General features: G+C 70.4%; 6 protein-coding genes. 5 read left to right on the forward strand and 1 reads right to left on the reverse strand.

Features of this window, described 5'->3' with window-relative positions; translation table 11 throughout:
- Positions 1 to 9: 9 nt before the first annotated feature.
- Entirely contained in the window at positions 10 to 672 is a 663-nt protein-coding gene (locus ACWEKR_RS16500) for a GNAT family N-acetyltransferase (protein ID WP_452355175.1), read from the reverse strand.
- A gap of 187 nt (positions 673 to 859) precedes the next feature.
- On the opposite strand from ACWEKR_RS16500, the gene ACWEKR_RS16505 reads away from it, so the two are divergent.
- The 5 genes from ACWEKR_RS16505 to ACWEKR_RS16525 are packed head-to-tail and all read left to right on the forward strand — an operon-like array spanning position 860 to position 15667.
- Positions 860 to 1633 carry a thioesterase II family protein gene (locus ACWEKR_RS16505; protein ID WP_452355176.1) on the forward strand — a complete coding sequence of 258 codons (774 nt, stop codon included), beginning with the start codon at positions 860 to 862 and terminating at the stop codon, positions 1631 to 1633.
- Positions 1634 to 1640: 7 nt separating this feature from the next.
- Positions 1641 to 2969 carry a beta-ketoacyl [acyl carrier protein] synthase domain-containing protein gene (locus ACWEKR_RS16510; protein WP_452355177.1) on the forward strand — a complete coding sequence of 443 codons (1329 nt, stop codon included), beginning with the start codon at positions 1641 to 1643 and terminating at the stop codon, positions 2967 to 2969.
- Positions 2962 to 6003: a nocobactin polyketide synthase NbtC gene (gene nbtC, locus ACWEKR_RS16515; protein ID WP_452355178.1), complete on the forward strand. Its 3042-nt coding sequence runs from the start codon at positions 2962 to 2964 to the stop codon at positions 6001 to 6003. The genes ACWEKR_RS16510 and nbtC overlap by 8 nt, the downstream gene beginning before the upstream one ends.
- Before the next feature lie 35 nt (positions 6004 to 6038).
- Positions 6039 to 10574, forward strand: a complete 4536-nt coding sequence (locus tag ACWEKR_RS16520; RefSeq protein ID WP_452355179.1) for an amino acid adenylation domain-containing protein — start codon at positions 6039 to 6041, stop codon at positions 10572 to 10574.
- Between the two features lie 56 nt (positions 10575 to 10630).
- On the forward strand, positions 10631 to 15667 hold the full coding sequence (locus ACWEKR_RS16525; protein ID WP_452355180.1) for an amino acid adenylation domain-containing protein: 5037 nt from the start codon (positions 10631 to 10633) through the stop codon (positions 15665 to 15667).
- Positions 15668 to 15691: the final 24 nt, after the last annotated feature.

A 15691-nucleotide genomic window follows, 5' to 3' on the forward strand; every position in this document is an offset into this window, starting at 1 on the left:
CGCGGCGCACTACCGCGCGACCGGGATGTCCGCCGGGGTGCGCGGGAGGTAGTAGAGCGTGATCCGGCGATCCGGCCGGATGTCGAAGTCGCCGAGGTTGGGAACGCCGAACCGTTCGGTCATGCGCCGGACCGCGACATTGCGGTGATCGGGCTCGATCACCATACGGCGGCAGTGTGGTTCCGCTTCGAAGACGCCTGCCACCAGGACCTCGACGAAAGAGAACATGATACCCCGGCCGATCGCCTCGGGGTCAGCGGTGGCCAGGTGGAAGGCCACGTCGTAGGGGTCGGCGTGATAGATGCGGGCGATCTCGTCCTTGGCCGGGCGGTACAGCTCCAAGTAGGCGATGTCGCGACGGCCCAGTTCCGGCCGACCGGCCGCGGTGAAGTCGTAGCCGACGATGTATGGGCGGGAATAGGACCCGAGCAGCTGCGCGCGCAGGTTCTGCCTGCGCAGTTCGAGGGGCCACGGTTGTTCCCACGTCTCCACCAAGTGCGGCCGGTTCATCCATTCGGTGAGCAGCTCCGCGTCGGCACCGTCCGCGTCGGCCGTGCGGATGTCGAACGGTGCGGGGAGGGCGGGCATCGGCGGAGCGGGCACGGCCCGCAGCTCATCGGAGATATCGGTCAGCTCGCGCGCGATGACATAAGGCGTTTCGGTCGGGTTCATCGGTTGTCGAGCTCCGTTCGGTAGTGGCCCTGCTGGATGAATGTAAGGTTAGCCTATGATAACCTCACGTGGTCGGCGAGGCCGGGCCGTTCCGGACGGGTGGCTTTCGGCCGCAGCGGCCCGCGGTCGAATTCGACTGGTCGTGGGAACTTTTCGCTGACACCGCGTCATGTGTAGGAGCTGTTGGATGTCGAGAAAACCTGGGTGGCTTCGAAAGTTTCACAAGCCCGCCACGGAAACGCTGCCGCCACTGGTGTTGTTTCCGCACGCGGGCAGTGGCGCTTCCACCTACCGCACCATGTCCAAGCGGCTCAGTGCTGATTTCGATGTCGTCGCCGTGCAATATCCGGGACGTCAGGATCGGGCCGCCGAACCGATGGCAGCCGATCTCGCCGAACTCGCTGCGGGCGCGCTCGCGGAATTCCTCGAATCGCCGTATCACCGCGGCATTCCCATCACGGTATTCGGGCACAGCGTCGGAGCGATGGTGGCCTTCGAGTTCGTCCGGCAGGCGGAGGCGGCCGGTGTGCCGGTGGCGCTGCTCGGCGCCTCCAGCGCGGTGGCGCCCGCGCTGGTGGCCGACAGCGAGCCGCTGCCCACCGAGGACGAGGCGCTGCTCGACCGGCTCATCGCCCTGAACGGCACCGGCGCGGATGTGCTCGCCGATCGCGAGATCATGCGAATGACGCTGCCCGTCCTCAAGGCCGACTATCGCGCGTTCGACACCTACGCGTGTGGTCCGGACGTGCGGATCGGCGCGCGGATCGAGGTGATCGGCGGAGCCGACGACGATTTCGTCACCGTCGCCGATCTGCGGCCGTGGCCGGCGCACAGCAGCCGGGGCGGCTCGGTCACGCTCTTCGACGGCGGGCACTTCTACCTGTACGACCACATCGACGGCGTCGCGGAATTGCTTTCCTCAGCGGCCGCCGACGCCGGACAGTCCGCTCTTTCCAGTTAGGCTCACCATGTCAGGATCGGCTTCGGGGGACGAAGACCATATCGTCATCGTCGGAATCGGGGTCGAGGCCCCCGGCGGAATAAACAGTCCACCGGAATTCTGGTCGGCGCTCACCGAATCCAGGGAACTCATCGGCCCACTGCCCCGGGACCGGGAATGGCCGATCGAACAATTACGCACCCTCGGCCGGAACGCCGGGTGGAGCGATGTGCGCGACGCGGGTGGATTTCTGGCCGAAGCAACGCGATTCGACGCGGCCTTTTTCGGTATCACGCCGCGCGAAGCCGTGGCGATGGATCCGCAGCAGCGCGTGGGGATGCGCGTCGCATGGCGGGCGGTCGAGGATGCCGGGTTGAATCCCGGCGCCGTGGACGGCGAGGAGGCGGGGTGCTGGATGGGCGTCACACCGCTGGAATACGGCCCGCGCATGGCGAGCGTCAGCGAGCACAGCGGATATCGGATGACCGGCACGACGCTCGGCGCGGTGGCCGGCCGGATCTCGCACAGCCTGGGGCTGATCGGTCCTTCGATCAGCGTCGACACCTCGTGCGCGGCGGGTCTGACCGCGCTCCATCAGGCGGCGGCGGCGATCCGCGCGGGCGAATGCGACTGGGCGCTCGCGGGTGGCGTGTGCGTCATGGGTTCGCCCGGCATGTTCGTCGAGTTCGCGAAGAACAACGCGCTGTCGACCGACGGCCACTGCCGCGCGTACTCCGCGGGCACCACCGGGACGCTGTGGGGTGAGGGCGCGGGAGTGGTGGTGCTGGAACCGGAGTCACGGGCACGGCGACTCGGTCATCGGATCTACGCGCGGCTGCTCGGTTCGCGGGTCAACCACAACGGCAAGGGCGCTCCGCTGGCGGTGCCGAGCGCCGACGCGCAGGAAAGGCTGATCCGGGCCGCGCTCGGCGCGGCCCGCGTGTCCCCGGAACAGATCGGACTCGTCGAGGGGCACGGCACCGGTACGTCGGTGGGCGACCCGATCGAACTCGCCGCGCTGATCCGGATGTACGGCGCACCCGAGCGAGCGAACGGCGCGCTGCTGGGCTCGGTCAAGTCGAACATCGGTCACACCCAGGCGGCGGCGGGCATGCTCGGCCTGATCAAGATGCTGCTGTGCGGCGCGAACGGTCACGTCGTGCCGAGTCTCTGGGCCCAGAACCCGACCGACGCCGTCGACTGGGAGGCCACCAGCCTGCGGCTGGCCACGAAGTACGCGCCGTGGGAGCCGATCGAGGGTGTCCGCTATGGCGCGGTGTCGGCATTCGGGGTGGCGGGGACCAACGCGCACGCGATCGTGGGAATGCCCGTCCTGGAGGAGAACGGCGATGTCTGAATACCGGCTGCCGGACGGCGCCATTCCCGTCCTGCTCTCCTCGGACAGCGCGGAGGGGCTGCGCGCGGAGGCCGCCGCGATATCGGCCTACTGCGAGGCCCATCCCCGGGTGGATCCGGATCGGCTGGCGCAGCACCTGTTCCGCACCAGGATCGCCCGCCGGTATCGCGCGCTGGCCATGGTCGGCACGCGCGACGAACTGCTCGACGCGCTGCGGTCGGTCGCGGAGAGTACCGCTCATCCCGCGGTGGTGACCTCCGGCGGCGCTGTCGCCGCGCGCCGCGCCGGATTCGTCTTCCCCGGGCAGGGCAGTCAGCGCCCCGGCATGGGCAAGCCGTACTACGACTCCTCGCCGGCCTACCGCGCCGTCGTGGACGAGTGCGCGGCGGTGCACGAGGAGCACTATGGCCATGCGCGGCCGGTGCACTATCTACTCGGAAGCGGCGAGCAGTACGGCGAAACGCTCTGGGAGCTACAGCCTGCCCGCATGTTCCACCTGATCGGCTTGGCCGCCATGTGGCGGGCGGCGGGCGTGCTTCCCGCCGCGACCATCGGGCACAGTCAAGGAGAACTCGCCGCCTGCGTCGTCGCCGGAGCGCTGACGTTGCGCGATGCCGTGCTGATCGTCACCCACCGGGCCCAGCTCTTGGAACGGGACCTCTCGGACGGCTACGCGGTGGCTGTGCTCGGCGCGGGCCGCGACGAGTGTGAGGCGCTGCTGGCCCGGAATTCGGGGTGGGCGGAGGTCTCCCTCGTCAACTCACCGAACCTGACCGGTGTCTCCGGCGACGAGGCGGCGATCGCGGAACTCGTGGCGACGGCCACCGCGCAAGGCCTGTTCGCCAAACAGATTCAGATGTCCTTCCCCTCGCATACCTCCGCCATGACGCGGTTGCGCGGCGAGTTCCAGTCGGCCCTGGCAGAACTGAGCAGCAAGACATTCACGATCGGCCAGATCCCCTGCTATGGGGGAACGCTCGGCGCTCCGGTCACCGCCGAGCTGACCCACCACGACTACTGGTACTGGAATCTGCGCAACCGGGTTCGCTTCGATCGCGCGGTCGTCGCGGCGACCGCCGACGTGGACACCTTCATCGAGATCGCCGAGCATCCGACGTTGCAGCCCGCGCTGCGGGAGAACCTGTCCCAGATCGCGGACGGGGCGGCGGCCGCCCACGACTTCCGCATCGTCGGGACGTCACTGCGCACCGCGAGCGGGTTGGGCGAGTTCACCCGCAACCTGGCCGAGGTAGCGGTGCACGACCTGCACTACGACTGGCAGGCCCTGCGCACCGGATCGCCTGATCCGACGCCGGTGCTGCCGCTGCGTGATTTCCCGTCCACCGTGATGAACCCGAAAAGGCTGTGGGCGCCGTATCAGTCGGGTGCCCAAGCGCCGGTCCCGATCACCGCGCCTCCCGCACGGCTGCGCGAAGAATGGAGAAAGCTGTCCCGGCTCGCGCTGAGCGCGCCGCGGACCGTGCGGCTCGCCGGGCACGACGGCCGCGCCGACGAACTGGCGGCGGCGCTGCGCGCGCGGGCCCCGCGCCACGGCGCAGGCTTCTCCGACACCGAGGCCGACACAGTGGTGCTGCTGCTACCGCCGACCGTGGCCACGGACGAGGCGGGCGCGGTAGCGGAACTCGCCGACTTCGCCGCGGTCGCCGGAGGACTGGCCGCGCTCGGCCCGGGCGTCGGCGCCTGTTGGCTGGTGACCACCGGCGCGGAAGCGGTCGGGCCGGACGACGTCCCGTCGCTGGGTCACTCGGCGGTGAGCGCCGCGTACCGCAGTCTTGCTCCGGATCATCTCGGCATCGCCTTCCGGCACCTGGACTTGCCGCCGGACGCCGCGACGCGGGATCCGGCCGGGCTGGCCGACAAGATCCTCGAAGCCATCCATGTGCTCGACGAGCCCGAACTCGCACTGCGGGACGGGAAGTTGCACGCCAAGCGCGTCGTCCGAGCCGAGCCGTCCGGCGCGTCGACGCCGCCCGATCTCGGCGAGGTCTTGATCCTGGGCGGAACCGGATACGTCGGCCTGGAATTCTGTGAGCAGCTCGTCCGGGACGGAGCGGGCCGGATCACGCTGGTGAACCGCAGCGGGGACACAAGCGCCGTGGCCGAGCGGTTGCGCGCGCTGCGCCAGCTCGGTCCTACCGAAATCGACGTAGTGGCCTGCGATATCACCGACGCCGCCGCGGTCGCCGGGCTGGCGCGGCGTTTCGCCGAGCGCCCCGTGAGCGTGGTCGTGCACGCCGCCGTCCAGTACGCGTGGGCGCGGCTCGAACCGGCGGCGGTCGCGCAGGCAGTCGCCGCGAAGGTCCTCGGGCTCGGGGAGGTGTTGCGTGCGGTGCCGCAGACGGCCGCCTGCACCGTGCTGTTGTGCTCCTCGTTCGTGGCCACGCTCGGTGGACGCGACCAAGCGCTGTACGCGGCCACGAATCGCATGCTCGACAGTCTCGCCGTGCGCCTGCGCGCGCAGGGCAGGGATTGCGTGTCGGTGCAATGGGGGCTGTGGGGGCTGCCCGGTGCGGAGCACGCCGCTGTCGAAGCCAGGATTCTCGGCGCGGGTCTGCAGTCCATGCCCGCGGCGCCCGCCATCGAGGCGGGCTTCGCCGACCGCGCAGGCAACAGCATGGTGCTGTCCGCGGACTGGGAGCGGCTGCGTGAGACGGTCGACATCGTCGGTCTGACACCGGTTTTCGCGCCCACGCTGGCGGCGCAGGAGCCTTCGGCGCCCCCGCCCCCGCCCCCGCCCCCGCCGCAGGCGCCCGCCGCCCCGCTGGAAGCCGACGTGACGGAGAGTTTCGCCGAGATCCTCCGGCGCGAACTCGGGCAGGTGATGCTCGTCGACGGCCCCGATCACATCGACGGCTCGGTCCCGCTGGTCGCGCTCGGCGTCGACTCGCTGCAGGCGGTCGACCTGCGCGCGCGGATCAAGACGACGTTGAACCGTGAACTTCCGGTCGCGGCCATCATGGGCGGCGCGTCCCTCGACGACGTCGTCGCGCTCATGTCCGAGAACCGAGGCTGATGGTGCCCGAGAACACAGGCTCAGGAGGCCGCTCAATGTCGGAGAACACGCAGGCGCCCATGCCCGAGATCGAGGACGTGCTCGCGCTGAGCCCGTTGCAGGAGGGGTTGTTCTCGCTGGCCAGGCTGGCCGGGGAAGGTGATCTGTACGCCCTGCAGTTCGTCTACGAGATCTCCGGCCCGGTCGATGCGGCGTTGCTGCGCCGCAGCGTCGAGGTGATCCTGCGGCGGCACCCCAACCTGCGCGCCTCGTTCTGGGATCGCGACCTCCCGCGGCCGGTGCAGATCGTGCCCACCAGCGTGGAGCTGCCATGGGCCGAACGCGCGATCGACCCGGCCGAACTCGACGCGGTCATCGCCGCGGAGACCCGGGCGCCGTTCGACCTGGCCCGCGGCCCGCTGCTGCGCGTGCTGCTGCTGCGCTTGCCCGACGACACACGGCGACTGGTGCTCACCGCGCACCACATCCTGCTCGACGGGTGGTCGCTCGGCGTGTTCTTCCGAGAGCTGTTCGCCCTGTACCAGACGGGCGGCGCGGCGGACGCGCTGCCCCGGCCCCGGCCTTACCGGGATTACATCGGCTGGCTGTCGGCCCGCGACAACGACGCCGCGTTGCGCGCCTGGCGCGACTACCTCGAGGATCTCGATCCGCTCATCGTCGCCGACCGGGGCGATGCGGCGGTGAACACCATTGTGCCCAGCATCGATACGGTCACCCTGGACGCCGCCGACACCAGCCGGTTGACGGCATGGGCGCGGTCGAACGGCCTGACGATGAACACCGTCGTGCAGTACGCCTGGGCCGTCCTCCTCGGCAGGTTGACCGACCGCCGCGACGTGGTCTTCGGCACCACCGTCTCGGGCCGGCCGGACGAGTTGTCCGGTGTCGAGACCATGATCGGGTTGTTCATCAACACCGTCCCCGTCCGTGTGGCGGTCGGCGCCGAGAACGTGGTGCGCGATTGCGCGCGGCTGCAACGCGAGTCGGCTCCGATGCGCGATCTCGCCTACGTCAGCCTGTCGGCGATCCAGCGGTCGATGGGGTCCGGCACGCTGTTCGACACGCTGTTCGTGTTCGAGAACGCGCCCATGTCCGACATCCTGCGCCCCATCGACCTGGCGGACGGGGTCCGGGTCGAGCCGATCACATCGGAGAGCCTGACGCACTATCCGCTCGCGGTGACCTCGTTCGTCTACGAGGGGCAGTTGGTGGTGACGATCGAGGCGGTCCAGGCGGCGCTGCGCACCCTCTCCGGTCCCGACATCGGGGCGCGGTTGATCTCGGTGCTGCGGCAGTTGCCCGCGATCGGCGAGTACGGGCCCGACGCACTGGACGTGCTGCTGCCGGGCGAGAGCGCGCGGCCACCGGCCGAGATCGCGGCGGACGCGCGAGGCGTCACCTTGTGGGAGCTGTTCGCGCGCCAAGCGGCCGCCACGCCGGACGCGCTCGCGCTCAGCACCGAGCACGACCGCTATACCTACCGCGAATTGGCCGACGCCGCAGTCCGAACCGCGGGTGTGCTCGCAGCACACGGCGCCGGTCCGGAAGAGGTTGTCGCGCTGGCGTTGCCGCGTTCGGCACGGTCGATCGTCGCGATCCTCGCCGTCCTCGCCGCCGGAGCCGCCTATGTGCCCGTCGATACCGCCCTCCCTGCCGCCCGCATCGAATCGATCCTGCGCCGATCCCGTCCGCGCTTGATCCTGGTCGACGGTTCCGCCCCGCCCGTGCTCGGCGACACCGTGGACGGCGCGCGGATACTGCGGATGGACGACATCTCCGGTAGCGGGGCGGCGTTCGCGCCTGCGCCCGGCCGAGCGGACCAGTCCGCCTATCTGATCTTCACCTCCGGTTCCACCGGGGAACCCAAAGGCGTCGTGGGCACGCACGCCGCGCTGGCCGCGTACTTCGCCGACCACCGCGACCGGGTGTACCGGCCCGCCGTGACGCGGCTTGGGCGGCCGCTGCGGATCGCGCACGCCTGGTCGCTCAGCTTCGACGCATCCTGGCAGCCGCTGATCGGATTGTTCGACGGACATGCCGTGCACCTGTTCGACGCCGAGGAAATGCGCGACGCCCACCGCCTCGTCGACGGCATCGTGCGGCACGGCTTGGACATGATCGACACCACACCGTCGATGTTCGCCCAGCTCGCCGCGGCCGGGCTGGTCGACGAGGGCACGACGCCGCTGTCCGTGCTCGCGCTCGGCGGCGAGGCCATCGGGGTGCCGCTGTGGAAGCAGCTGTGCGCGCTGCCCGGCACCGCCGTGCACAACTGTTACGGCCCCACCGAGACGACGGTGGAGGCGGTGGTCGCCGCGGTAGCCGACGGCGAGGCCGAGCCGTCCATCGGGGCGCCGGTCACCGGAATGACCGGCTACGTCCTGGATTCGCGCCTGCGGCAGGCGCCGGTCGGCGTCGTGGGCGAGTTGTATCTCTCCGGCGCGCAGGTTGCCCGCGGCTACATCGGCATGCCGGAGAGCACCGCAGGGCGATTCGTCGCCGATCCGCATCGCGCGGGCGAACGGATGTATCGGACCGGCGACTTGGTGCGCCGTTTGCCCTCGGGCGATCTCGCCTACGTCGGCCGCGCGGACGACCAGGTGAAAATCCGCGGCTACCGGATCGAGATCGGTGATATCGAGACGGCGCTGCTCGCCCTGCCTGGCGTGCGAACCGCCGCGGTGATCGTGGTACGTCGCGCGGGCGGTCCCAGCCTGGCCGCGTTCGCGGTGGGTGACGGTCTGGACGCGGTGCGGCTGCGCGCGGCGCTGGCCGGGCAGCTGCCCGGATACATGGTGCCGAACCGGATCCTGGTCGTCGAGCGGCTGCCGGTGACCAGCAACGGAAAGCTCGACGCTCAGCGGCTCGCGGTGCTGGCCGACGACCGTGCCGCCGATACCGGAGCCGGGGCAGCGCCCGCGCGCACCGGCACCGAACACCGCCTGTGCGCCGCGGTGGCCGAGTTGTCCGGCGGTCCCGTTCCGGGCATCGATGACGATTTGATCAGCCTCGGCTTGGACAGCATCGTGGCCATCTCGCTGGTGAACCGGCTACGGCGTGACGGTCTCTCGGTCAGCCCGAAGGCGGTGCTGAGCGCTTCGACGATCCGGGAGCTCGCCGCGCGGATCGACGCCGGAGGCGACCGGGGACGCACGACGGCCTCGGAGGGCTACGGGCTGGTCGATCCGACCCCGATCGTGTCGTGGATGCACGAGTACGGCGGCTACCGCAGGCTCGCGCTCAGCAACCTGCTCGAGCTGCCCGACGGCATCGATCAGGACGGGCTGATCGCCGTGTTGCAGGCGCTGCTCGACGGACACGACATGTTGCGTGCCCGCTTCGTCACGACGCCGCCGGGATACGAACTCCAGACGCGTGCGCCGGGCAGCGTGCGCGCGCAGGACATCTTGTCCCGGGTGGAGGAAGGCGAGCACTTCGAGGCGACATTGGCGGCTCGTGGTCGTGCGGTCGCCGACGAGATCGATCCCCGCACCGGTGATCTGGTGCGCGCTGTCCGGTTCGTCCGGTCCGGCGCCCCCGACGTGCTGCTGCTGACCATCCATCACCTGGCCGTCGACCCGGTCTCCTGGTACGTCATCTCCGCCGACCTCGCCGCCTACTGGGCCGAGGTCGCCGCGGGGCGCACGCCGACGCCGGCGGTCGAGCACACCGGCTACCGGCGATGGGCCCGGCTGCTCGGCACCCGCGTCGGCACGGAAGCCGTTGTGTCGCAACGCGAATACTGGGCCCGCCAAGTCGCCGCGCCGGATCCGGTGCTCGGGAGCCGGCTGCCCGACCCGAGAACGGACACCTGGGCTTCCTACCGGGTCCACCCCGTGCCCACCTCGACGGCAACCAGCGCGGCGATTCTGGACAACCTCGGTGGCGGCGCCGCGGGAGTACGCGAGTTCCTGCTCGCCGCGCTGACCATGACGCTGGCGAGCTGGCGCCTGGAACGCGGCCAGGACGCGGCGGCGGGCGCGTACGTCGCGATGGAAGGTCACGGCCGGGAGGACGCGGTCCTCGGCGCCGATGTGGACAGCGCGCACACAGTGGGCTGGTTCACCAGCATCGTGCCGGCCAGGCTCGCGGCGGGCGCGCAAAGCGTGGATGTCGCGACGGCGCTGGCGGATCCGGCTCGTGCCGCCGCGCTGCTCGAACACGTCACGGCGCATCTGGCGGACCTGCCGAACGGCGGTATCGATTACGGCGTGCTGCGTTATCTCGGCGAAGCGCCCGAACTGGTGGACGCACCGCAGCCGCAGGTGCTGTTCGACTACCTGGGCCGGTTCGACCTGGCCGGCGCGGGCCGGCCCTGGGCGCCGATCCCGGATCTGGCGCTGCACGAATGCCTGCCGCTCGTGGCGGAGCCCGACTTCCCCCTGCGCTATGCGCTCGACGTGGTTTCGGCGGTGCGCACCACCGGAGAAGGGCCGCAGCTGGTCACCATGCTCCGCTGGAGCGAAGCGGTGTTCACCGCGGCGGACGTCGACCGGCTCGCCGAACTGTGGCACGACGCCGTCGCGGCACTCGAGCGGGCGGTCTCCGCGGTGACCGTCGGCGCCGACTGACCGCGATTCCACCAGCCACTCAGCCCCCTTCGAACCCCCAGCCTGGAGGACCCACCATGTCAGACGAGATCCTCGAGCGGCGCAAGCGGCTGCTCCAGCAGCGACTGCGTGATCAGCAACTCGCACCCGCGGCGAAATCGGAGCCGCGCAGGCGTCCCGGGGAACCGTCCGCGCTGTCCTCCGCGCAACAGCGCATGTGGTTCCTGCAGACTGTGGCGCCGGAGGACACCACGCTCAACGTCTGCGTCGGCTATCGTCTCGACGGTCCGCTGGACGTCGCGCGCCTGCGCGCCGCCTTCGGCACCGTCGTCGCGCGGCACGAGATCCTGCGCACCACCTACCACGTCGGTGCGGATGGGAACCCCTACCAGGTCGCGCACGCCGACCTGGGACCGGGATGGCGGCAGCACGATCTGACCGATCTCACCGAGGAAGGCCGCGGCAGGCGGCTCGAGGTGTTGGCGAGGCGGGAGTTCACGCGCCCGTTCGACCTGACCTCGGAGTCTCCGCTGCGGGTGACGCTCGCGCGCACGGGTCCGGCCGAACACGTACTGGTGCTGACGATCCACCACATCGGCTGGGACGACGATTCCTGGTCGGTCTTCTTCGCAGAACTCAATGCCGCCTACCGCGGTGACTCGCTCGCGGAGATCCGATCGCAGTACGTGGACGTGTCGCCGGCCGAGCGACCTGCCGAGGACGACGCCGACCTGGCGTACTGGCGCGAGCGGTTGACGCCGCTGCCGGACCGGCTCGAGCTGCCCGGCGCGCTCGGCGCGAACGGGGCCACGCGCAACGCCGACAAGTGCGTGCTGCCGTTGCCGCCGGAACTGCTCGATCGGGTCACCGAAGTGGCGCGTGATCGCTCCGCCACCCCGTTCATGGTGCTGCTGGCGGCCTTCCAGGCGCTGGTGCAGCGGTACACCGCGGCGACGGACTTTCTCGTCGCGGTGCCGGTGACCGACCGCCGCGGCCGCGACGCCGAGGCGCTGATCGGCTATTTCGGCAACACGCTGCTCTTGCGCGCCCGGATCGATCCGGCGCGGACTTTCGGCGAACTGGTCGACGCGACGCGCGACGCCGCCCGCGACGCGTTCGCGCACCAGGGGGTCGGCGTCGAACGGGTCGTCCGGGAGGTGAGCGCCGACCGGATCGCCGGCAGCGACGGGCTGGCCCAGCTCGTGCAACTGAGCTTCAGTGTGCGCGGTGGGGCCAACGGCTTCGATCTCGCCGATGTCCGCTCCACCGAACTGTCCTGGGGCAGCGCGGTCGCCCAGGAGCCTTTGGGGCTGATGGTCGTACTCGACGACGCGGGCGCGCGGGTGGAAGCCACCTATCTGGTCGACGAGCTGGACCGGTCGGTGGTGGCCCAATTGCTGCGCCACTACTTGGCCTTGCTCGCGGGTGCGGTGGGCGATCCGCGGCAGCCGGTCCGCGCGATCGATATGCTCGGCGCCGCCGACCGCGCCGAGATCCTCGCCGCCTCGCACGGTCCGCTCGTCGACGCGCCCGCGACCACCTTGGTGGAACTGGTGCAGCGGCAGGCCGCGGCGACCCCGGACCGCGTCGCGGTGGTGTCCGAGAAAGCCGAGTTCACCTACGCCGAGTTGAATCAGCAGGCCAACCGCCTGGCGCACTGGCTGATCCGGCGCGGTGTCGGCGCCGAGCGGCTCGTCGCGCTGCGTATGGCGAACTCCGTGGAGTTCATCGTCGCGGCCCTCGCGGTGCTCAAGTCGGGCGGCGCGTACCTGCCGATCGATCCGGCCTATCCACCGGACCGCATCGAGTACCTGCTGTCCGATGCGCGGCCTGCGCTGTCGTTCGACGCCGAGGCGATCGCCACGGCGATGACGGAGGCCGCCGGGTTGCCGCACACCGATCCGACCGACGCCGACCGCGAATCGCCGCTGCGCCCGTCGAACATCGCCTACGTCATCTACACCTCGGGTTCCACCGGCCAGCCCAAGGGCGTGCCCGTCCCGCACGACGCGATCGCCGATCACCTGGTGAACTTCGCGGCCGACTGGGATGCGAGCATTCCGGAGCGGGTGCTGCAGGCGACCTCGGTGAGCTTCGACGCGTCGCTGGCCGACATCTTCCTCCCGCTCATCGCGGGCGCGAGCATCGTCGTTCCGAAACCGAATGCCTACCGCGACATTCCGTATGTCGCCGAGCTGATCGCCGAGCACGGGATCACCGTGTTGCACATGGTGCCCTCGCTGCTGGCGACGTTCCTCATGCTCCCGGAGGCCAACGACTGGCGGGCGTTGCGGCACGTGCCGGTCGGCGGCGAGGCGTTGCCCGGCGAGATCGCCGACCGCTTCGCCGCGCAATTCGATGCCGACCTGCGCAACCACTACGGCCCGACCGAAGCGGTGGTGTGCTCCACCTCGATGCCGGTCGACGGGCCGCAGGGAACCAGGATCGTGCCGATCGGGTACCCGAACCGCAACGTCTACGTGTACCTGCTCGACGAGTCGATGCGGCTGGTGCCGCCGGGCGTGATCGGCGAGATCTATCTCGGTGGACGCCAGCTCGCCCGCGGCTACCTGGACCGGCCCGCCCTGACCGCGGAGCGGTTCGTCGCCGATCCGTTCCTCCCCGGCGGCAGGCTGTACCGGACCGGCGACCTGGCCCGGCGCACCGCCGAGGGTGAGATCGAATTCGTCGGCCGCGCCGACGAACAGGTGAAGGTCCGCGGTTTCCGCATCGAACTCGGTGAGGTGGAGGCGGCGGTGGCCGACCATCCCGGCGTCGCCCAGTGCGTGGCGATCGTCACCGAGCACGAGCGGCTCGGCCCGATCCTGGCCGCGTACCTGGTACCAGCGCCGGGACACGAGATCGATGTGCAGCAGGTGCGCGCGACGGTCGCGGCGACACTGCCCGAGCACATGGTCCCGGCGGCCTTCGCCGTGATCGATGAGGTGCCGCTGAGCGCGCACGGCAAACTCGATCGCCGCGCTCTACCGGAGCCGGTGCTGGCGAAGACCCGCACCTACCGGGAACCCGAGTCGCCCACCGAGATCCGGGTCGCCGCGCTGTACGGCGAGTTGTTCGACACCGATCGGGTGGGCGCCGACGACTCGTTCTTCGAACTCGGCGGCCATTCCCTGCTCGCGGCCCGGTTGGTCGCGCTGATCCGCGATGCCTTCGGGGTCGACGTCGACGTGCGCGCGCCGTTCGACACCCCGACGGTCGCAGGTCTGGCCGCGCATCTGGTCGCCCGGTATCACGATCAATTCGGGGAGAATCTGGACGAAGTCGTTCCCACCGGACGGCCCGTCGGCGAGGACCTCACGACGCCGACGAAACAGCAACGCCCCGAGCGAGTTCCGTTGTCGTACTCGCAGCGGGCGTTGTGGCTGCGCCGCAAGCTGGAAGGCCCGTTCGGATGGGAGAACTTCCGGTTCGCCATCCGCTTCGACGGCGAACTCGACGTCGCGGCGCTCGCCGACGCGGTCGCCGATGTCGTCGCCCGCCACGAGTCGTTGCGCACCACCTTCCCGGAGCACGACGGGACGCCGTATCAGCGGGTGGCTCCGGCCGGACCGGTCGAGGTGCCCCGCACCGTGCTCGAGGGCGCCGCGGACACGGTCGCGGTCCGTCTGGAGGAGGCACTGGAAGCCGAGGCGAACCATGTCTTCGACTTGGCGGGGGAGTCGCTGGTCCGCTTGCGGCTGTTCGTCCTGGACGAGCGGACCCATGTGCTGTCGGTGCTGGCCCATCACATGGTCACCGACCGGGAATCGTGCCGGGTGTTCATCGAGGATCTCACCGCCGCCTACCGGGCGCGGGTGAGCGGCACGGCTCCGTCCTGGCCGGAGCTGACGCTGCAATTCGCGGACTTCGCGGTGTGGCAACGAAACACCTTCGATCACGCGCCGGGCCGCGACGACCTCAGCGACCACGGCAGGAGCCGGCTCGACTACTGGCGCGGCGCACTGGCGGGGCTGCCGGTGGAGATCGCGGTCGGGCACGATCGCCCGCGTCCCGCGCGGCTCGGCTACACCGGGGTGAGCGCGACGAGGGTGCTTCCGGCCGAGACATGGCAGGCATTGCGAGCGCTCGCCGAGACGACGGGCGCGACGGAATTCATGCTGTGCCAGGCGGCGGCCGCGGTGCTGGTGCACGCGCTGGGCGGCGGTGACGACGTGCCGATCGGGGCCACGGTCGCCAACCGGCCCGGACGGTCGGTGGACCGGCTGATCGGGCTGTTCGCCGACATGATGGTGCTGCGCAACGATCTGTCGGGCGACCCGACGCCCCGGACCGTGCTGGAGAAGGTGCGCGAGTCCGCGCTCAGCGCCCTCGGCCACCAGGACGTGCCCTTCGAGCGGATCGTCGAAACGCTCAACCCGCCCCGGGTACTGGGTCGCAATCCCTTGTTCCAGGTGATCATGCAGTTCGGGCACACCGCGCCGACCGTCGAGTTCACCGCGCGCGGCGAGACCACCCTGACCCCGCTCACGCCGCAGTACGACGCCGCGTTCATGGACTTCCATCTGGACTTCCTGGTGCAGCCCGGCGGCGAGCTGCTGACCCGGGTCGTGGTCAACTCCGAGCTCTACGAGCCCGCCACAGGCGAGATCTTCGCCGACACGCTGGTGCGAATCCTGACCGCGTTCGCCACGCAACCCGATACGGCGCTCGCTGACTCGAATGTCGTGCCGGAGGGATGGGACAGCTCGCGCACCGTGGTACGCCATTCGGCGACCGAGATCGCGGTCGGCGACGCCGAGGCGGGCCCGCCGCAGACCGACACCGAGCGCGCCCTCGCCGAACTGCTCGAGGAATTGCTGGAGATCACCGACGTGAGCCGCACGGACGGATTCTTCGCCCTCGGCGGCGACAGCGTCATCGCCATCCAATGGGCGGCGCGCGCGGGAGAGGCGGGTCTTGCCCTGACGCCGCAGATGATCTTCGAGCACTTCACGCTCTACGAGCTGGCGGCGGCGGTGGATGCGGCCACCGCTCAGGGCGCGGACGTGCCGGCGCGGGCCGCGCAGGAGCATCGGTACGAGCCGATGTCGGCCTCGGGCCTGTCCGGTGACGCGCTGGCTATGCTGCGCGAATCCTGGTCGGCGCAGCGGTGATCCGCGGTGAGCCGGTCGCGCACC

Source organism: Nocardia sp. NPDC004573, assembly GCF_053602135.1.

What these genes read in the sequence shown, in the direction of transcription:
- ACWEKR_RS16505 (WP_452355176.1), top strand. Translation starts at nt 860, where the DNA reads ATGTCGAGAAAACCTGGGTGGCTTCGAAAGTTTCACAAGCCCGCCACG.
- ACWEKR_RS16520 (WP_452355179.1), top strand. Translation starts at nt 6,039, where the DNA reads ATGTCGGAGAACACGCAGGCGCCCATGCCCGAGATCGAGGACGTGCTC.
- ACWEKR_RS16500 (WP_452355175.1), bottom strand. Translation starts at nt 672, where the DNA reads ATGAACCCGACCGAAACGCCTTATGTCATCGCGCGCGAGCTGACCGAT.
- ACWEKR_RS16510 (WP_452355177.1), top strand. Translation starts at nt 1,641, where the DNA reads ATGTCAGGATCGGCTTCGGGGGACGAAGACCATATCGTCATCGTCGGA.
- nbtC (WP_452355178.1), top strand. Translation starts at nt 2,962, where the DNA reads ATGTCTGAATACCGGCTGCCGGACGGCGCCATTCCCGTCCTGCTCTCC.
- ACWEKR_RS16525 (WP_452355180.1), top strand. Translation starts at nt 10,631, where the DNA reads ATGTCAGACGAGATCCTCGAGCGGCGCAAGCGGCTGCTCCAGCAGCGA.